Consider the following 16,087-nt stretch of genomic DNA (forward strand, 5'->3'; position numbering starts at 1 on the left):
ATGTCGGGAAATACCTCATTTATTGCCCTGGACTGGGGAACGTCATCGCTTCGGGCATGGCGTTTTGGTGACTCACCAGATCCACAAGAAAAACGTGAATTCCCCTGGGGGATCATGAAATTACCCTCCCAGGCAGCAACACGTGAGGACGCTTTCCACGATACATTTTTGCGTATCTGTGGCGACTGGCTGGCACAAACCTCATGCCCGGTTCTGGCTTGCGGCATGATCGGCAGTGCGCAAGGGTGGCAACCAGCAGCTTATTTACCTTGCCCGGTCACTCTCGATGGACTGGCGAAGCAACTGACGCCGGTTATCCACCAACAGCAGACAATGCTGCACATCATTCCCGGCGTGATTAAAGAAGGTGAAATGCCCGAAGTGATGCGTGGCGAAGAGACACAAATCTTCGGTGCCATCGCAATGGAACCTGCCCTGCAAGACGCAATCCGTAGGGGTATGCCGGTGCTGATTGGCTTACCTGGTACTCATGCAAAATGGGCGGTGGTTGAAAATAACACCATTACCGATTTCCGGACCTTTATGACGGGCGAGTTATTTGATGTTTTATCCCGCCATTCGATTCTTGGTGCCACCATGCGTTCGGGAGATGAACCTCACTGGGATGCCTTCGCCCAAGGACTGACAGCGGCACTGGAGCATCATCAGACCGGATTATTATCGACGCTGTTTTCGACCCGTTCGCGCTTACTGACCGATAATCTTACGCCGTCCTCACAGGGCGATTATCTTTCCGGATTACTGATAGGCCATGAATTATGTGGTCTGGCATCCAGCTTGCTGCGTGATTTACCCGCCACAACGCCGATCGCCTTAATCGGTAGCGCCACCCTGAACAGCCGCTATTCACGGGCGTTCAGCCACGTTTTTCCCGACAGACAGCTTCACGCCATTCCTAATGCCACTGAACAGGGATTATGGCGAATCGCCCACGCTGCCGGGTTACTCTCCACCAACGCCAGGGAATGTACTCATGCCATTTAATACTCTTTTGCAAAGAACCGGGTTAGTCGCCATTTTACGCGGCGTGAAACCGGATGAGATTGTCGCCATCGGTGAAAAGCTGTACGCCGCCGGATTCCGCCTGATTGAGATTCCCATGAACTCGCCGGAGCCGTTGCAAAGTATCAGTCTACTGCGCGACGCCCTGCCTAAGGACTGCCTGGTCGGAGCCGGAACTGTGCTTTCAGTAGAGCAGGTGGTCGCGGTTAAAGAGGCTGGAGGCCAGATTATCGTGATGCCGCATTGCGATACTGCGGTGATCCGTCGCGCCCGTGCGCTGGGTATGTATTGCGCGCCTGGCGTCGCTACGCCCACCGAAGCCTTTGCTGCCATTGAACATGGCGCCAATGCCATCAAGCTGTTTCCGGCCGAACAAATTACGCCAGAAGTCACCAAAGCCTGGCGTGCGGTTATTCCGCAATCCGTTCCGATGTTACCGGTAGGCGGTATCACACCGGAAACAATGGCGCGTTATCTGAGCCACGGCGCAAACGGCTTTGGCCTCGGTTCTGCGCTATATCGCCCCGGCATGACGCCAGAGCAGGTCTATGAAAATGCAGTGCTGTTTATGAACGCATGGAATAATTTAAATAGCAACTAACTGATAAATAAGGATATAAAAGCAATGATAAAACATCTTACCTTACCGAAAAAAATGGCTGCGATGGTACTTCTTGCAGGCGCTGCCCTCAGCACTGCACCCGTACAGGCGGCTTCCTACCCAACCAAACAGATCGAGTTAGTCGTACCCTACGCTGCCGGAGGCGGTACGGATCTGGTTGCCCGAGCCTTTGCTGATGCCGCCAAAAACCATTTACCCGTCAGCATCGGGGTTATCAATAAACCTGGCGGTGGCGGCGCTATTGGCCTGAGCGAAATCGCCGCTGCCCGCCCTAACGGTTACAAAATCGGTTTAGGCACGGTTGAACTGACCACCCTTCCCAGCCTCGGAATGGTGCGTTTTAAAACCAGCGACTTCAAACCCATCGCCCGTCTGAATGCGGATCCGGCGGCTATCACCGTCCGTGCCGATGCGCCGTGGAATAGCTATGAAGAATTTATGACTTACGCCAAAGCGAATCCCGGAAAAGTACGCATTGGTAACTCAGGCACCGGGGCTATCTGGCATCTGGCGGCGGCTGCACTGGAAGACAAAACTGGCGCGAAGTTTTCTCATGTCCCCTATGACGGCGCAGCCCCTGCCATTACAGGCCTGTTAGGCGGGCACATTGAAGCGGTTTCCGTAAGCCCTGGTGAAGTTATCAACCATGTGAAAGGCGGCAAGCTGAAGACACTGGTGGTGATGGCGGATGAGCGAATGAAAACCATGCCTGACGTCCCGACGTTAAAAGAGAAAGGCGTTGATCTCTCCATTGGCACCTGGCGCGGTCTGATTGTGTCGCAAAAAACGCCGCAGGATGTGGTGGATGTTCTGGCGAAGGCAGCAAAAGAGACGGCTGAAGAGCCTGCATTCCAGGATGCACTGCAAAAGTTGAATCTCAACTATGCATGGCTTGATGGCGCCAGCTTCCAGACCCAAATCAGCGAGCAGGAAAAGTACTTTGACGAGTTGCTGACTCGCCTGGGCCTGAAAAAATAAACCTGAGGTACGGTCGATGAACACAAAACAGTCTGTTGCTCAGCTCGCCGTACCGCACCGCAAGCGCCTTTCATCCACTGTGGTGGTGGCGCTGTTACTTTGTGTGGTTGCTGGCGCGGTGATGATTAATGCCGCTGATTTTCCAGCAACTGCCATTGAAACAGATCCCGGTGCAAGTGCCTTCCCTACCTTCTATGCCTGCGCCCTGATTGTGCTCGCTGTCTTGCTGGTGATACGCGATCTTTTGCAGGCAAAAGCAGAATCTTGCGCCAACGCACAGGAAAAACCGGCATTCAGGAAAACGGCAACAGGAATTGCGGCAACCGCATTTTATATTGTGGCAATGAGCTACTGCGGTTATCTCATTACTACTCCTGTTTTCCTCATCGTCATTATGACGTTGATGGGCTACAGGCGATGGGTACTCACACCGGGTATTGCGCTGCTGTTAACGGCAATCCTCTGGTTGCTGTTTGTCGAAGCGTTACAGGTGCCATTGCCTGTCGGCACATTTTTCGAATAACAGGGGCCAGCAATGTTTGAAAGTGAACTTTTAACTCAGGGTTTTTCGACATTACTCAATAATCCTCAGGCGCTGCTGTTTGCCACTTTTGGGGTGATGCTGGGTATTGTGATTGGCGCTCTGCCCGGTTTAACAGCGACCATGGGGGTGGCGATTTTACTGCCTTTCACCTACGGCATGGAGCCTGTTTCTGGCTTGTTGATGATTTGCGGCGTCTTTTTTGGCGGCGTGTATGGCGGCTCTATCACCGCAATTTTGCTCAAAATTCCCGGAACGCCTGCCGCCGCTGCCACCGCCATTGACGGTTATGAGCTGACGAAGCAGGGAAAAGCCGGGCTGGCGTTGAGTGCCGCCACGTTCTCTTCCTTTAGTGGCGGAACGATCAGTATTATCGTGCTGATGTTTCTCTCTCCGGTGCTTGCCAGTTGGGCGCTGAAATTTAGTGCCTCGGAGTCCTTCGCCCTGGCAACTTTCGGGCTGAGCATTATTGCCAGTATTTCCGGTGAGTCGTTGATTAAAGGGCTGATTGCCGGGGTTGGCGGATTGCTGATCGCAACGATAGGCCTTGATCCAATGGGCGGTTTTCCACGGTTTACAGGTGGATTTGTGGAGCTGATGAATGTGCCATTTATCCCGGTGATGATTGGTTTATTTGCTGCTTCAGAAGCATTCCGCTCTATGGAGCAAAATCAGCAAATTCGTCAGGGTGCGAAGGTAGCTATCGGCAGTCTGTTACTGCCCTGGCAAACACTACGCCGTATCGCATTAACTATTTTGCGCTCATCAGGATTAGGGGTTTTTATCGGCATGATCCCCGGTGCAGGAGCGGATATTGCAGCTTTTGTTGCCTATAACGAAACTCGTCGTTTCAGTAAGACACCAGAAAACTTTGGTAAAGGTGAGATTAAGGCGGTGGCCTCCTGTGAGGCAGGCGCGAATGGCTGCACCGGTGGCGCATTGTTACCTATGCTGACGCTGGGGATCCCTGGCGATGCGGTAACCGCCATCATGCTGGGCGCGTTAACATTACAGGGGATGCAGCCTGGCCCGCTGATGTTTACCGACCACGGCGATATGGTTTATACGCTGTTTGTCGGTATGATCTTCTGTTACTTCATGCTGCTAGTGCTTGGGCTGCTCTCTTTGAAAGTCATCGGTAACGTGGTGAAAATCCCCGGCAATATTCTCACGCCGATGATTCTCGCACTTTGTGTTGTCGGGACTTATGCACTGAACAATAGCCTGTTTGATGTCGGCATTATGTTGATTGCGGGCGTGGTGGGCTATTTCATGCAGAAAGGGGGATATCCGGCATCACCCGTAGTGCTGGCATTGATTATGGGGCCAATGGCAGAAAGTAATTTTCGCCGCGCGCTGTCGCTTTCAGGGGGTTCACTCGACTTTCTGTATACCCGACCGATCACTCTGGCATTGCTGATACTGGCTGCCTTTACGCTGCTGACGCCAATAATCCGCAAAATTATGCGCTTACGGCGTCAGTAATTGATATCGCTCCCCGACGTTGGGGAGTATGAGACTGATGACAAACGCTAAATTGCCTGATGCGCTGCGCTTATCAGGCCTACCACAGAAATGCAATATATTGAATTTGCATGCTTTTGTAGGCCGGATAAGGCGTTCACGCCGCATCCGGCATGAACAAAGCACACGTTAACAACAATCGAAATGCTCCCCTAAGCCAGGGAGCATTTTTTTATTTCAGCAGACGACGCGCCGCTTCCACCACGATTTTCACCGCATGGCTTTCAGTTTGTTTCATCGTCTCAGCATTCGGGATCTCTTGCTGGGTGCGGTTAACGATAACGCCCGCCACCATACCCGCACGCAGGCCCTGGCTTGCGCACATGGTTAGCAACGTTGCAGATTCCATTTCATAGTTCATCACGCCCATCGCCTGCCACTCTTCCATAGAACCTTTAAAGTGACGGACTACGCGACCAGAGTATGTGTCATAACGTTCCTGGCCCGGGTAGAAGGTGTCAGAAGAAGCAGTCACACCAATGTGGGTGGTCGCGCCAATGGATTTCGCGGCTTCTACCAGTGCAGTAGTACATTCGAAATCAGCGACAGCCGGGAACTCCAGCGGAGCGAAGTGCAGGCTCGCGCCATCCAGACGAACAGACGCTGTGGTAACCAATACATCACCAACATTAATATGCGGCTGAATAGCACCCGTCGTACCGATACGCAGGAAGGTGCGAATGCCCAGCTGTGCCAGCTCTTCAACAGCAATAGAAGTAGACGGACCGCCGATACCGGTTGAGCAGACAATAACAGGTTTACCATCCAGCTCTGCGCGCCAGGTGGTGAATTCGCGGTGAGATGCCAGCTTAACCGGCTTATCCATCAGCGCGGCGATCTTTTCCACACGATCCGGGTCGCCAGGGACGATGGCAAGCGTAGCCCCTTGTAAATCGTTTTTAGTGAGGCCGAGATGAAAAACATCAGACTTGGACATATACAACTCCTCTGTGAATCGGTTTAGTCAGAAGAAGCAAAAAGACACTTTACCGAAGGATTTAACATTTTTTCGTGACACCCATCACCATGACGCAAATGTGTTGCATGCATTTACCCGATAAAAGTGATTTAAATCACATAAATAACTCTTTACCGTGTGTTGTTGCATAAAAGATGAGCCGATTCAGGCAATGTGATTTGTTGCATGCTGACTATAGTTAACATTGCGCAAAATTTTTATAAGGGTACGGAGAATACCATGGCAACAACACAACAATCTGGATTTGCACCTGCTGCATCGCCCCTCGCCTCAACCATCGTTCAGACTCCGGAAGATGCGATTGTGGCAGGGTTCACCTCTATCCCTTCGCAAGGGGATAACATGCCTGCTTACCATGCTCGCCCAAAGCAGAGCGATGGCCCACTGCCAGTGGTCATTGTAGTGCAAGAAATTTTTGGCGTGCATGAACATATCCGCGATATTTGTCGCCGTCTGGCGCTGGAGGGGTATCTGGCTATCGCACCAGAACTCTATTTCCGCGAAGGCGATCCGAATGATTTCGCCGATATCCCAACGCTGCTAAGTGGTCTGGTGGCAAAAGTACCTGACTCACAGGTATTGGCCGATCTCGATCATGTCGCCAGTTGGGCGTCACGCAACGGCGGCGATGTCCATCGTTTAATGATCACCGGATTTTGCTGGGGCGGACGCATCGCCTGGCTGTATGCCGCGCATAATCCACAGTTAAAAGCCGCAGTGGCGTGGTACGGCAAACTGACGGGCGATAAGTCACTGAATTCACCGAAACAACCTGTTGATATCGCAACCGATCTTAACGCTCCGGTTCTCGGCTTATATGGCGGCCAGGATAACAGCATTCCGCAGGAGAGCGTGGAAACGATGCGCCAGGCGCTGCGGGCAGCAAACGCGAAAGCAGAGATTATCGTTTACCCGGATGCCGGGCATGCGTTCAACGCCGATTATCGTCCGAGCTATCATGCCGAGTCAGCGAAAGACGGCTGGCAGCGTATGCTGGAGTGGTTTAAGCAGTATAGTGGGAAGCGGAGTTAGTTTCCTCTTAGTCTATATTTGAGATGGTGAGTGAACGAGTGCGTTTTGCTGCCATCTCTGTCCCCCAAAAAATAATCAGTATGAATTGATTGGAGATTACGACTCCGCTATTTGACCTTAAGAAAGTCGGCAAGTCATAGTCATAAATGAGTCTCTTCAATGGCAGACACCTTAGAGATTTACCATCAACTCCCATTCACAAACAAACATTAATTATTATCAACACATTCACATTAATTATAAATCATCTCAGACCTTCCTGATAAAAAGATATTAAAGTGAAACATTTTGTTTTTCACATTTTAGTTCATCACTTTTAGGCGTAAATAAAGGTAAAAACAACAATACTATTTCTCTTTCACAAAAGAATTAATAAAAGGTTTCTCAAGGATGAGTGATATTATTTACCTGACCATAACCGGAGAACAACAAGGATGTATTTCCTCTCGTTGTGGAACGAGCGCATCAATAGGTAATCGCTGGCAGATTGGCCATGAAGATGAAATCTTCGCGTTCTCGCTCTCTAATAGTATTACGAATACAGGCAAAGGGTCACAATTGCATGGCCTTAGTTTCTGTAAGTTGATTGATAAAAGCTCCCCGTTACTTATTAACGCTATTAACAATAACGAGCAGTTGTTCATGGAGTTTGACTTCTATCGGATCAATAGATTTGGTCGATGGGAGAAATATTACAACATTCAACTCCGCGGCGCGTTCTTATCAGCAATAAATTATCTGATTACTGAAAACAATCTGGATACAGAAACCATCACAGTCAGTTATGAATATATACTCTCCAGGCATCTGATTGCTAATACTGAATTTAGTTATTTGGCATTTCCCGATAACTACAACCGTCTGTTTATACCACGGCCAAAAACTAAAGATGATAATGGCCTCAAAACACTCAATAGTAAAGCGGTTGGCAGACTGCTTGCTGCTGGCGGCATATACAATGGGAATATCGAAGGATTCAGGGAAACAGCAAACAAGTTGGGGGGAGATGCACCTGCTGGTTACGATCAAGTTATGGATAACAAAGGGTTACTCATCGCTGGTGCTTCAATAGTTGCTGGAGTTGTTCTGGGAAGAATGAGATTCCCTGATTTGGAATCACTTGCGCATTTCGGAGCCAGAGGTGCAGTATCAGGAAGACCATTTAATCCCGACCTTGCGGGTGGTCCAATAGAAAACCTGACGACAAATGGCGTAACAATCAATAGGGAAGGTATAGCTATTGTTGAAAAACATATAGCCAGATTTGGGCATGATCCTGTAAATGAAGTGATGATCAATAGACTGAAAGACATTGAGAAAGGAAAAATCCCCCCAGAACAAGTAGATCTTAACTTCTATACTCATGAGTGTCGGGAATATCAGCGTTACTGTAATCTTGGTTGGGAAACAGGACAACCTGATGGTGACGCAGGTTATGCACTCTGAAATCATACGCATACTGCTACTCTAGAAGATTATAAACTTAAGGGAGAACTTAATGACTTATACCACCAGGATGCACTTGACTATGATAACTGAAACTGAAATTAACGTACTAAAAGTTATGACTGAGAAAGATATAAACTGGAACTGGATGAATCTCGATCGCACACTATCCATAAGGCAAATTCCAGGATTCGGTAATGTTGTTAACATTGTTAACAAATTAGCTAACGAGGGTTTGGTTATTATTGAGGATAGCGGACATAAGTCTATGCCTCACTACCACGTTACTGAAAAGGGATACAATCTCGTGCAACGTGAGAATAAATAACGTAGCGTTGATTACTGAACGGAATCACTCAAAACTGTGTTTTGCGAAAAAACGATTCGGTTATTTCTGCTCCTGAAGATCTGCTTCAATCTGGCACTCATGCAAAATGGCTTCCAGTGCTGGAAGCCATTATCGTGCTGTAATTTACAGTGACTCGTTAATACTCATCATCCCCGACGCAAATTCTGCGCCGCCTGCACCATGTTTGCCAGCGCGGCGCGGGTTTCTGGCCAGCCACGCGTTTTCAGGCCGCAGTCCGGGTTGACCCACAGACGCTCTGCCGGAATGCGTTTTGCCGCTTTCTTCAGCAAGGCTTCAATCCATTCTACGCTCGGTACGTTTGGCGAGTGAATGTCATAGACGCCTGGACCGATTTCATTCGGATAATCAAACTCTTCGAACGACTCCAGCAACTCCATGTCGGAACGCGAGGTTTCGATGGTGATGACGTCTGCATCCAGCGCCGCAATCGAATCCATGATGTCGTTGAACTCGCAATAACACATGTGAGTGTGGATTTGCGTTTCATCTTTCGCTACGGCGGCGTTGATACGGAAAGCCTCCACGCCCCACTGGAGATACGCATCCCAGTCGCTGCGACGCAGCGGTAAACCTTCGCGCAGCGCCGGTTCGTCAATCTGGATGATGCCAATTCCAGCGGCTTCCAGATCGGCCACTTCATCACGCAGCGCCAGCGCAATTTGTTTGGCGATGGTTTCACGGCTGACATCTTCACGCGGGAACGACCAGCAGAGAATCGTCACCGGGCCAGTCAGCATCCCTTTCACCGGTTTGTCGGTCAGCGATTGTGCATACTTCGCCCACTCTACGGTGATCGGTGCCGGGCGGCTAACGTCACCAATAACAATCGGTGGCTTCACGCAGCGGGAACCGTAGCTCTGTACCCAACCGTTTTGCGTAAAGACAAAACCGTCGAGGTGCTCGCCAAAGTATTCCACCATGTCGTTACGCTCAGCCTCGCCATGGACCAGCACATCCAGTCCCAAACGTTCCTGCTCAACAATGGCCTGCTTGATATGTTCCGCAATGCCCGTGCGGTAGTTATTGGCGTCAAGATTGCCCTTTTTGAAATCCAGACGCAGGGTACGAATTTCCGTGGTTTGCGGGAAGGAACCAATCGTGGTGGTCGGCCACGCTGGCAGTTTAAAACGCGCACGCTGGGCTTCAGCACGCACTTCATAGACATTCGCACGCTGACTGTCCTGCGCGGTGATCGCCGCCAGACGCTTTTCTACCGCCGGATTATGGACGCGGGTAGAGTGGCGGCGCGCCTGAATCGGGGCGCTCCACTCTGCCAGAGCAGCCGTGTCACCACTGTTCAGCGCATCGCGCAGCAGTGCCAGTTCATGGCATTTTTGTAGGGCGAAGGCAAACCAGCTTTTCACTTCTGCATCAAGACGCGTTTCCACGCTCAGGTCGATGGGGCTGTGCAGCAGTGAGCAGGAAGATGCCACCCACAAATCACGTTTGCCGACAATGTCCTTAATTTGTGCATATTTCTCGGTAAGATCGGCGCGCCAGACGTTACGACCATTGATCAGTCCCGCAGACAGCAGCCAGTCAGAAGGCAGACGCTTGTGCAGTTCGGCAATGTCATCTTTACCATGTACGAGATCGACATGCAGACCCTGAACAGGCAGCGCAGTAATCGTGTCGAGGTTTGGCGTTACGCCTTCAAAATAGGTAGTCAGCAGCAGTTTCACCTGGCCCTGGAGCGCGTCGTAAGCGGGTTTGTATGCGTCCAGCCACGCCTGCGGTAGTTCCAGTACCAGCGCGGGTTCGTCGATCTGTACCCACTCAATGCCGCGTTTTGCCAGTTCTGCCAGCACTTGCTGATAAACCGGCAGAATGTCGTTCAGCAGGCTCAGGCGGTCAAACTGCTCACCTTTCACTTTCCCCAACCACAGGTAGGTAATCGGCCCCAGCAGCACAGGTTTCACCTTGTGGCCCAGCGCCAGCGCCTCGTCCACTTCCTCCAGCAGTTGCGTCCAGGTCAGTTTGAACTGTTGGCCTTTAACGAACTCCGGCACCATGTAGTGATAGTTGGTGTTAAACCATTTGGTCATTTCCGCCGCTGCCGCAGGTTCACCAGTCGGCGCACGTCCACGACCAATACGGAACAGGGTATCGATATCTACCGAACCCTCTTTGTTCTGGTGACGCGCTGGAACATTACCCAGCAGCAGGCTGGTGGTCAGAACATGATCGTACCAGGCAAAATCGCCCACCGGCAGCAGGTCGATACCCGCTTGCTTTTGTTGATCCCAGTGACGAGCACGTAATTCACGCCCTACTGCCAGCAGTTCTTCACGCGTGGAGTTCCCCGCCCAATAACTCTCTTGCGCTTTTTTCAGCTCGCGACGCAGGCCAACGCGAGGAAAACCGAGGGTGTGATTAAGAATTGTCATTATATGCCCCTTGTGGAATTTTTAGTATTTAGACGTCCAGATGTTTACACATCCATATTTGCCAGTTACTGTATATTCCTCAAGCGCAAATTATTCATGCCGAAGTGAAGGACTTTCATGATCGAAGTAAAACACCTGAAAACGCTACAAGCGTTGCGGAACTGCGGCTCGCTCGCAGCCGCTGCGGCGACGTTGCATCAGACGCAATCCGCCCTGTCTCACCAGTTTAGCGATCTGGAACAACGTCTTGGCTTCCGGCTATTTGTGCGTAAGAGCCAGCCGCTACGCTTTACACCGCAGGGAGAAATCCTGTTGCAGCTGGCAAACCAGGTACTGCCGCAAATCAGCCAGGCACTGCAAGCCTGTAATGAACCGCAGCAGACACGCCTGCGCATTGCCATTGAGTGCCACAGCTGTATTCAGTGGCTGACACCTGCGTTAGAAAACTTTCATAAGAACTGGCCGCAGGTAGAGATGGATTTTAAATCGGGCGTGACGTTTGACCCGCAGCCCGCGTTGCAACAGGGCGAGCTGGATCTGGTGATGACGTCCGATATTCTGCCGCGCAGTGGACTGCATTATTCGCCGATGTTCGATTATGAAGTGCGTCTGGTGTTAGCACCTGACCATCCACTGGCGGCGAAAACGCGTATCACGCCGGAAGATCTCGCCAGCGAGACGCTATTGATTTATCCGGTGCAGCGTAGCCGACTGGATGTCTGGCGCCATTTTCTTCAGCCGGCAGGCGTCAGCCCGTCACTGAAAAGCGTCGATAACACCTTATTGTTGATTCAGATGGTTGCTGCGCGGATGGGCATTGCCGCCCTGCCGCATTGGGTAGTAGAGAGTTTTGAGCGCCAGGGTCTGGTGGTGACCAAAACCCTGGGCGAAGGCTTGTGGAGCCGACTGTACGCCGCCGTGCGCGATGGCGAGCAGCGTCAGCCGATTACGGAAGCGTTTATTCGCTCAGCGCGCAATCACGCCTGCGATCATCTGCCGTTTGTGAAGAGCGCGGAGCGACCCACTTACGATGCACCCACAGTGAGGCCAGGATCACCAGCGCGCCTGTAATAAATGTTGGCCAGTGCGGCTGTTGGTGCCAGATAGCCAGGTTTACCAGCAGCCCTGCCGGAACGTGCATATTATTCATAATGCCCAGCGTTCCGGCGTCCACCTGCGTCGCGCCGTAGTTCCACATAAAGTAGCCAATCCCGGAAGCCACCACGCCAAGAAACACCAGAATGCCCCATTGCAGCGAGGTTTGCGGCATTTTCTGCGCATTTCCCAGCAAGAACCATGCAATCACCGCCACCAGGAACGCGCCGAGATAGAACCACGCAAAGGCGTTATGCTGTGGCATCGGGCGAGTTTCCATCAGGCGTTTGTAACCCACCATGCCGATGGCGAAAGTGATGTTGGAGAGCTGCACCAGCAACAGGCCGGTCCAGAAGTGGTCGGTAACCTGATCATAGCGAATAATCCCGGCACCAATCACCGCCAGCAAGGCGCTAAAGGCATAGCCCCAGCGCAGACGGCGCTTACTCATGATGTCATAAATCAGCGTGATGTAGAGCGGCGTCAGCACGGTAAATAACAACAACTCGGAAACCGTCAGGTAGAGATAAGCACGGAAACTCAGCATATACATCACGCCAAGCTGCATCGCGCCCACCAGCATATACAGGCCGACCGTTTTCAGGCTATTGCCACGGGTACGCAGAAACGGCAGAAAAACGAGTGCCGCCAGGCCAACGCGCACCAGCACCGCAAAATAGCTATCGACGTGCCCCGCAAGGTACTCGCCATAAAAGCTAAAGGAGAAGGCCCACAGAATCGTGGTGATGATAAGTAGCGCCACAATGGAAAACTCTTTGATTAACGAGTATCCATTGTAGCGAAGTATCAGGTTGACAACTGACCAAATAAAGAACGATTACGATAAATAGAGCTTACGCAGATAATGCGGCACTGCGTCTTCGGCGTTAGTACCAATCACTTCCAGCTCTGGATGCAGGTCTTTCAGCCGTTGGTGTGCGCTGCCCATAATGCAGCCCTTACCCACCATCGACAGCATTTCGGCATCGTTCATCCCGTCACCAAAGGCAATACAATCTTGCAGGCTGTAGCCCAGTTTCTTCGCTACCGCTTCCAGGGCATGGCCTTTTGAAACGCCGCCAGCCATGACTTCCAGGCAGGTTAAGGTAGAGAAACTGACATTGACGCGATCGCCCCAGCGAGCGTTAATCGCTTGCTCCAGTGGCAGAAGTTTTTCATGGGAATCACTGGTGAAGAACACTTTGCTGACACCTTCTGGTTCCAGCAACCCCGGCTCATATAGCGCATATTTGAATACCGCTTCTTTAAAAAAGCGCATCTCTTCCGGGCGGTGGCGATTCATAAACCATTCGTCGTCGCGATAAACGTTAGTAATGATGTCCGGATTGTCGTTGACTACGCCAAACAGGTCACTGGCAATGTCGCGATCCAGGTTATGAGCAAAAATCAGATTGCCATCCAGATCGTGAACGCGCGCGCCATTGGAGGTAATCATGTAAGACTTAATCTCCAGATTATCGCGAATTTGCCCCACATCAACGTGGTGGCGACCAGTCGCAAACACAAAGTTGATGCCGCGCGCGGTGAGCAGCTTCAGAGTTTCTTTGGCGTAAGGGGATAACGTATGGTCGGGAGAAAGTAACGTGCCATCTAAATCAGACGCAACAACCTGGTACATAAGAAATTTAAACCTCTGTAGAGCGGTTTCCGCTGGGTGAGTTATGCCTGTTGAAAAAATCAACGATGGCGTGGAGCGCGACTGAGCGCATTGCGTCCTTTTCAAAAAGGATCTCGTGGTACGCACCTTTAATTACCAACGGTCGACCTCCTTCTACAGGGTGGCCCGCGGCGGCGCGAAGTTCACAAAAACGGTCGTGCATGCGGTTATCCACCACGCGCTCTTCTTCAGCCTGCAAAAGCAGCGTTGGCGTGGCGTCATCACCTGCTCCGGCTAACACCTGTTCTCCGGCCAGAATACTTTCACGTACCCAATGGTATGTCGGCCCGCCGACACGAATTGTTGGGTCATCAGCATAGAAGCGTAGATTGCGCCGATATCGCTGCCTGCTGTGGGTAAGCACGTTGATGGCAAACGGCAAGGCGCGCCAGCGCCCGGTGCCTATCGCATAGCCATCGCGAAAACGTGGGTGCGCTTCGGCCCAGTTTAGGATCTGCCGCGCCATAAATGACGGCATGCGAATCACAATGCCGAACATTGGCGCGGTCAGTGCAATGGCATCGCACACGCCAGGATGGCGTTGCAGGAACAGAGTGGAGATTGCGCCGCCCATCGAGTGGGCCAGTATATAGCGTTTACGCCACGGACCTGGCTGGACCTCTTGTTGCCAGAACGCCGCCAGATCATCAACATAATCATCAAAACGATTAACATGGCCGAGATGTGGATCGGCTAACAGACGACCAGAACGCCCTTGCCCGCGATGGTCGATGATTAATACGTCAAACCCCAGGTGAAACAGGTCGTAGGCCAGTTCCGCATATTTTACATAGCTCTCAATACGCCCTGGACAGATGACGACCACCCGGTCATGGTGCTGCGCGCGAAAACGGACAAAGCGCACCGGAATGTCATCCACACCAGTAAACTCTGCTTCATCACGCTGACGCCAGAAATCAGTCAGCGGTCCCATGGTAAAAGCAGCAAACGCTTTTTCTCTTGTTTCCCAGTCTTTTTGCTGCTGAAACATCGGGTAATCTGCCTCTTAAACCACGTAAAATCGTTTTTTTAAGCGTGCCTGACACAACGCTGCGACAGTAGCGTATTGTGGCACAAAAATAGACACACCGGGAGTTCATCATGACTTTAGAATGGTGGTTTGCCTACCTGCTGACATCGATCATTTTAAGCTTGTCGCCAGGCTCTGGCGCAATCAATACCATGACCACTTCCCTTAACCACGGTTATCGTGGCGCAGTGGCGTCTATTGCTGGTTTACAAACCGGGCTGGCGATTCATATTGTGCTGGTTGGCGTGGGATTGGGGACGCTGTTTTCCCGCTCGGTGATTGCGTTTGAAGTGTTGAAGTGGGCAGGCGCGGCTTACCTGATTTGGCTGGGGATCCAGCAGTGGCGCGCCGCTGGTGCAATTGACCTTAAATCGCTGACCCCGACCCAATCACGGCGTCATCTGTACCAACGGGCCGTGTTTGTGAATCTCACCAATCCTAAAAGTATTGTGTTTCTGGCAGCGCTATTTCCGCAGTTCATCATGCCGCAGCAACCGCAAGTTATGCAGTATATCGTGCTCGGCGTCACCACCATTGTGGTCGATATTATTGTGATGATCGGTTACGCCACGCTCGCCCAACGAATCGCGTTATGGATAAAAGGGCCAAAACAAATGAAGGCATTGAATAAGATTTTCGGCTCGCTGTTTATGCTGGTGGGAGCGCTGTTGGCATCGGCAAGGCATGCGTGAAAAATAATGTCGGATGCGGCGTAAACGCCTTATCCGACTTACTCTGATGACGCGTCTGGCATCAACGCGAAATAATCAAATGAATGCCAAATCCGGCAAATAACGCCCCGGCAAAACCATCAATCCACTTCGCCAGACGTTGATAACCACGGCGCATTTGCGGCAGGGCAAACAGGCTGGCAACGACGGTAAACCATGCCAGCGTTTCGACAATAATCAGCGCGAAAATGCCCCAGCGTTCGGTGGTGCCGACGTTATCGCCGACAAACAGCGAGAATACCGAACCAAAGTAGATAATCGCTTTCGGATTGGCGAGATTGGTCAGTAAACCTTTCAGGAAACTGCGCCCACTTTTCGCCAGTTCTACCTGTGGCGCAGGTGCAGAAACAACCTCTTTTTTCAGTGCACTACGCAGCATCTGATAACCCATCCAGCAGAGATACAGGCCACCACCTACCATAATCAGCGTATGCAGCCAGGCCATTTTTTCGATAATCAGATGCAGGCCAAGCAGCGCAATCCCAGCCCAAACCATTACGCCGCAGGTAATGCCCAGCACACCCATCATCGCTTCTTTACGGGAACGACTGACAGCGGTCTGAGAGACAAAAAAGAAATCGGGACCGGGGCTCATAAGCGCCACGATGTGCACCATGGCAACGGTGAGGAATAACATCAACATACAATTGA

At 51.4% G+C, this 16,087-nt stretch carries 16 protein-coding genes; 10 read left to right on the plus strand and 6 right to left on the minus strand.

The features are described from left to right. Genes AACU94_RS19945 through AACU94_RS19965 form a run of 5 tightly spaced genes read left to right on the plus strand, consistent with a single transcriptional unit; the run spans position 1 to position 4,649 of the window. Complete coding sequence (locus AACU94_RS19945; RefSeq protein ID WP_135488503.1) at positions 1-1,005, plus strand: 2-dehydro-3-deoxygalactonokinase; 1,005 nt, start codon at positions 1-3, stop codon at positions 1,003-1,005. Next, entirely contained in the window at positions 995-1,624 is a 630-nt protein-coding gene (locus tag AACU94_RS19950) for a 2-dehydro-3-deoxy-6-phosphogalactonate aldolase (protein ID WP_135488504.1), read from the plus strand. The genes AACU94_RS19945 and AACU94_RS19950 overlap by 11 nt, the downstream gene beginning before the upstream one ends. A gap of 24 nt (positions 1,625-1,648) precedes the next feature. Beyond that, positions 1,649-2,623, plus strand: a complete 975-nt coding sequence (locus tag AACU94_RS19955) for a Bug family tripartite tricarboxylate transporter substrate binding protein (protein WP_135488505.1) — start codon at positions 1,649-1,651, stop codon at positions 2,621-2,623. Between the two features lie 16 nt (positions 2,624-2,639). After that, a complete protein-coding gene (locus tag AACU94_RS19960; RefSeq protein ID WP_130223359.1) occupies positions 2,640-3,146 on the plus strand; it encodes a tripartite tricarboxylate transporter TctB family protein in 507 nt (168 codons plus the stop codon). 12 nt (positions 3,147-3,158) lie between these two features. After that, entirely contained in the window at positions 3,159-4,649 is a 1,491-nt protein-coding gene (locus tag AACU94_RS19965) for a tripartite tricarboxylate transporter permease (RefSeq protein ID WP_135488506.1), read from the plus strand. A gap of 211 nt (positions 4,650-4,860) precedes the next feature. Here AACU94_RS19965 and udp read toward each other — a convergent pair whose 3' ends face one another. Then, the gene (udp, locus tag AACU94_RS19970) at positions 4,861-5,625 is read right to left on the minus strand and encodes a uridine phosphorylase (protein WP_130209452.1); all 765 of its coding nucleotides are present in this window, start codon (positions 5,623-5,625) and stop codon (positions 4,861-4,863) included. Positions 5,626-5,886: 261 nt separating this feature from the next. On the opposite strand from udp, the gene AACU94_RS19975 reads away from it, so the two are divergent. From AACU94_RS19975 to AACU94_RS19985, 3 genes are all read left to right on the plus strand, one after another. Beyond that, positions 5,887-6,699, plus strand: a complete 813-nt coding sequence (locus AACU94_RS19975) for a dienelactone hydrolase family protein (RefSeq protein WP_135488507.1) — start codon at positions 5,887-5,889, stop codon at positions 6,697-6,699. A gap of 390 nt (positions 6,700-7,089) precedes the next feature. Further along, a complete protein-coding gene (tssD, locus tag AACU94_RS19980) occupies positions 7,090-8,145 on the plus strand; it encodes a type VI secretion system tube protein TssD (RefSeq protein ID WP_445298356.1) in 1,056 nt (351 codons plus the stop codon). Between the two features lie 82 nt (positions 8,146-8,227). After that, a complete protein-coding gene (locus AACU94_RS19985; protein WP_130223367.1) occupies positions 8,228-8,473 on the plus strand; it encodes a MarR family transcriptional regulator in 246 nt (81 codons plus the stop codon). 167 nt (positions 8,474-8,640) lie between these two features. Here AACU94_RS19985 and metE read toward each other — a convergent pair whose 3' ends face one another. After that, entirely contained in the window at positions 8,641-10,902 is a 2,262-nt protein-coding gene (gene metE, locus AACU94_RS19990; RefSeq protein ID WP_135488508.1) for a 5-methyltetrahydropteroyltriglutamate--homocysteine S-methyltransferase, read from the minus strand. Positions 10,903-11,019: 117 nt separating this feature from the next. On the opposite strand from metE, the gene metR reads away from it, so the two are divergent. Then, on the plus strand, positions 11,020-11,973 hold the full coding sequence (gene metR, locus AACU94_RS19995) for an HTH-type transcriptional regulator MetR (protein WP_000573618.1): 954 nt from the start codon (positions 11,020-11,022) through the stop codon (positions 11,971-11,973). On the opposite strand, the gene bioP is transcribed toward metR, so the two are convergent. The 3 genes from bioP to pldB all read right to left on the minus strand — a co-directional run bounded on the left by bioP (position 11,861) and on the right by pldB (position 14,666). Continuing rightward, positions 11,861-12,760, minus strand: a complete 900-nt coding sequence (gene bioP, locus AACU94_RS20000; protein ID WP_001196233.1) for a biotin transporter — start codon at positions 12,758-12,760, stop codon at positions 11,861-11,863. The genes metR and bioP overlap by 113 nt on opposite strands. Positions 12,761-12,835: 75 nt before the next feature. Further along, positions 12,836-13,636, minus strand: coding sequence for a sugar/pyridoxal phosphate phosphatase YigL (gene yigL, locus AACU94_RS20005; RefSeq protein ID WP_135488509.1), 801 nt, complete (start codon positions 13,634-13,636; stop codon positions 12,836-12,838). A gap of 7 nt (positions 13,637-13,643) precedes the next feature. Further along, on the minus strand, positions 13,644-14,666 hold the full coding sequence (pldB, locus tag AACU94_RS20010; protein WP_135403512.1) for a lysophospholipase L2: 1,023 nt from the start codon (positions 14,664-14,666) through the stop codon (positions 13,644-13,646). A gap of 110 nt (positions 14,667-14,776) precedes the next feature. Between pldB and rhtB the strand changes: the two genes are divergently transcribed. Then, positions 14,777-15,397: a homoserine/homoserine lactone efflux protein gene (gene rhtB / locus AACU94_RS20015; RefSeq protein WP_130219502.1), complete on the plus strand. Its 621-nt coding sequence runs from the start codon at positions 14,777-14,779 to the stop codon at positions 15,395-15,397. A gap of 61 nt (positions 15,398-15,458) precedes the next feature. Here rhtB and rhtC read toward each other — a convergent pair whose 3' ends face one another. Then, complete coding sequence (rhtC, locus tag AACU94_RS20020; RefSeq protein WP_000928845.1) at positions 15,459-16,079, minus strand: threonine export protein RhtC; 621 nt, start codon at positions 16,077-16,079, stop codon at positions 15,459-15,461. Positions 16,080-16,087 lie beyond the last annotated feature (8 nt).

Origin of the sequence: Escherichia sp. E4702 (assembly GCF_963883545.1) — a bacterium.
Classification (GTDB): domain Bacteria; phylum Pseudomonadota; class Gammaproteobacteria; order Enterobacterales; family Enterobacteriaceae; genus Escherichia.

Bases quoted from the DNA above. Each gene is read 5' to 3' on its own strand.
- AACU94_RS19945 (WP_135488503.1), top strand. From the start codon at position 1: ATGTCGGGAAATACCTCATTTATTGCCCTGGACTGGGGAACGTCATCG.
- AACU94_RS19950 (WP_135488504.1), top strand. From the start codon at position 995: ATGCCATTTAATACTCTTTTGCAAAGAACCGGGTTAGTCGCCATTTTA.
- AACU94_RS19955 (WP_135488505.1), top strand. From the start codon at position 1,649: ATGATAAAACATCTTACCTTACCGAAAAAAATGGCTGCGATGGTACTT.
- AACU94_RS19960 (WP_130223359.1), top strand. From the start codon at position 2,640: ATGAACACAAAACAGTCTGTTGCTCAGCTCGCCGTACCGCACCGCAAG.
- AACU94_RS19965 (WP_135488506.1), top strand. From the start codon at position 3,159: ATGTTTGAAAGTGAACTTTTAACTCAGGGTTTTTCGACATTACTCAAT.
- udp (WP_130209452.1), bottom strand. From the start codon at position 5,625: ATGTCCAAGTCTGATGTTTTTCATCTCGGCCTCACTAAAAACGATTTA.
- AACU94_RS19975 (WP_135488507.1), top strand. From the start codon at position 5,887: ATGGCAACAACACAACAATCTGGATTTGCACCTGCTGCATCGCCCCTC.
- tssD (WP_445298356.1), top strand. From the start codon at position 7,090: ATGAGTGATATTATTTACCTGACCATAACCGGAGAACAACAAGGATGT.
- AACU94_RS19985 (WP_130223367.1), top strand. From the start codon at position 8,228: ATGATAACTGAAACTGAAATTAACGTACTAAAAGTTATGACTGAGAAA.
- metE (WP_135488508.1), bottom strand. From the start codon at position 10,902: ATGACAATTCTTAATCACACCCTCGGTTTTCCTCGCGTTGGCCTGCGT.
- metR (WP_000573618.1), top strand. From the start codon at position 11,020: ATGATCGAAGTAAAACACCTGAAAACGCTACAAGCGTTGCGGAACTGC.
- yigL (WP_135488509.1), bottom strand. From the start codon at position 13,636: ATGTACCAGGTTGTTGCGTCTGATTTAGATGGCACGTTACTTTCTCCC.
- pldB (WP_135403512.1), bottom strand. From the start codon at position 14,666: ATGTTTCAGCAGCAAAAAGACTGGGAAACAAGAGAAAAAGCGTTTGCT.
- rhtB (WP_130219502.1), top strand. From the start codon at position 14,777: ATGACTTTAGAATGGTGGTTTGCCTACCTGCTGACATCGATCATTTTA.
- rhtC (WP_000928845.1), bottom strand. From the start codon at position 16,079: ATGTTGATGTTATTCCTCACCGTTGCCATGGTGCACATCGTGGCGCTT.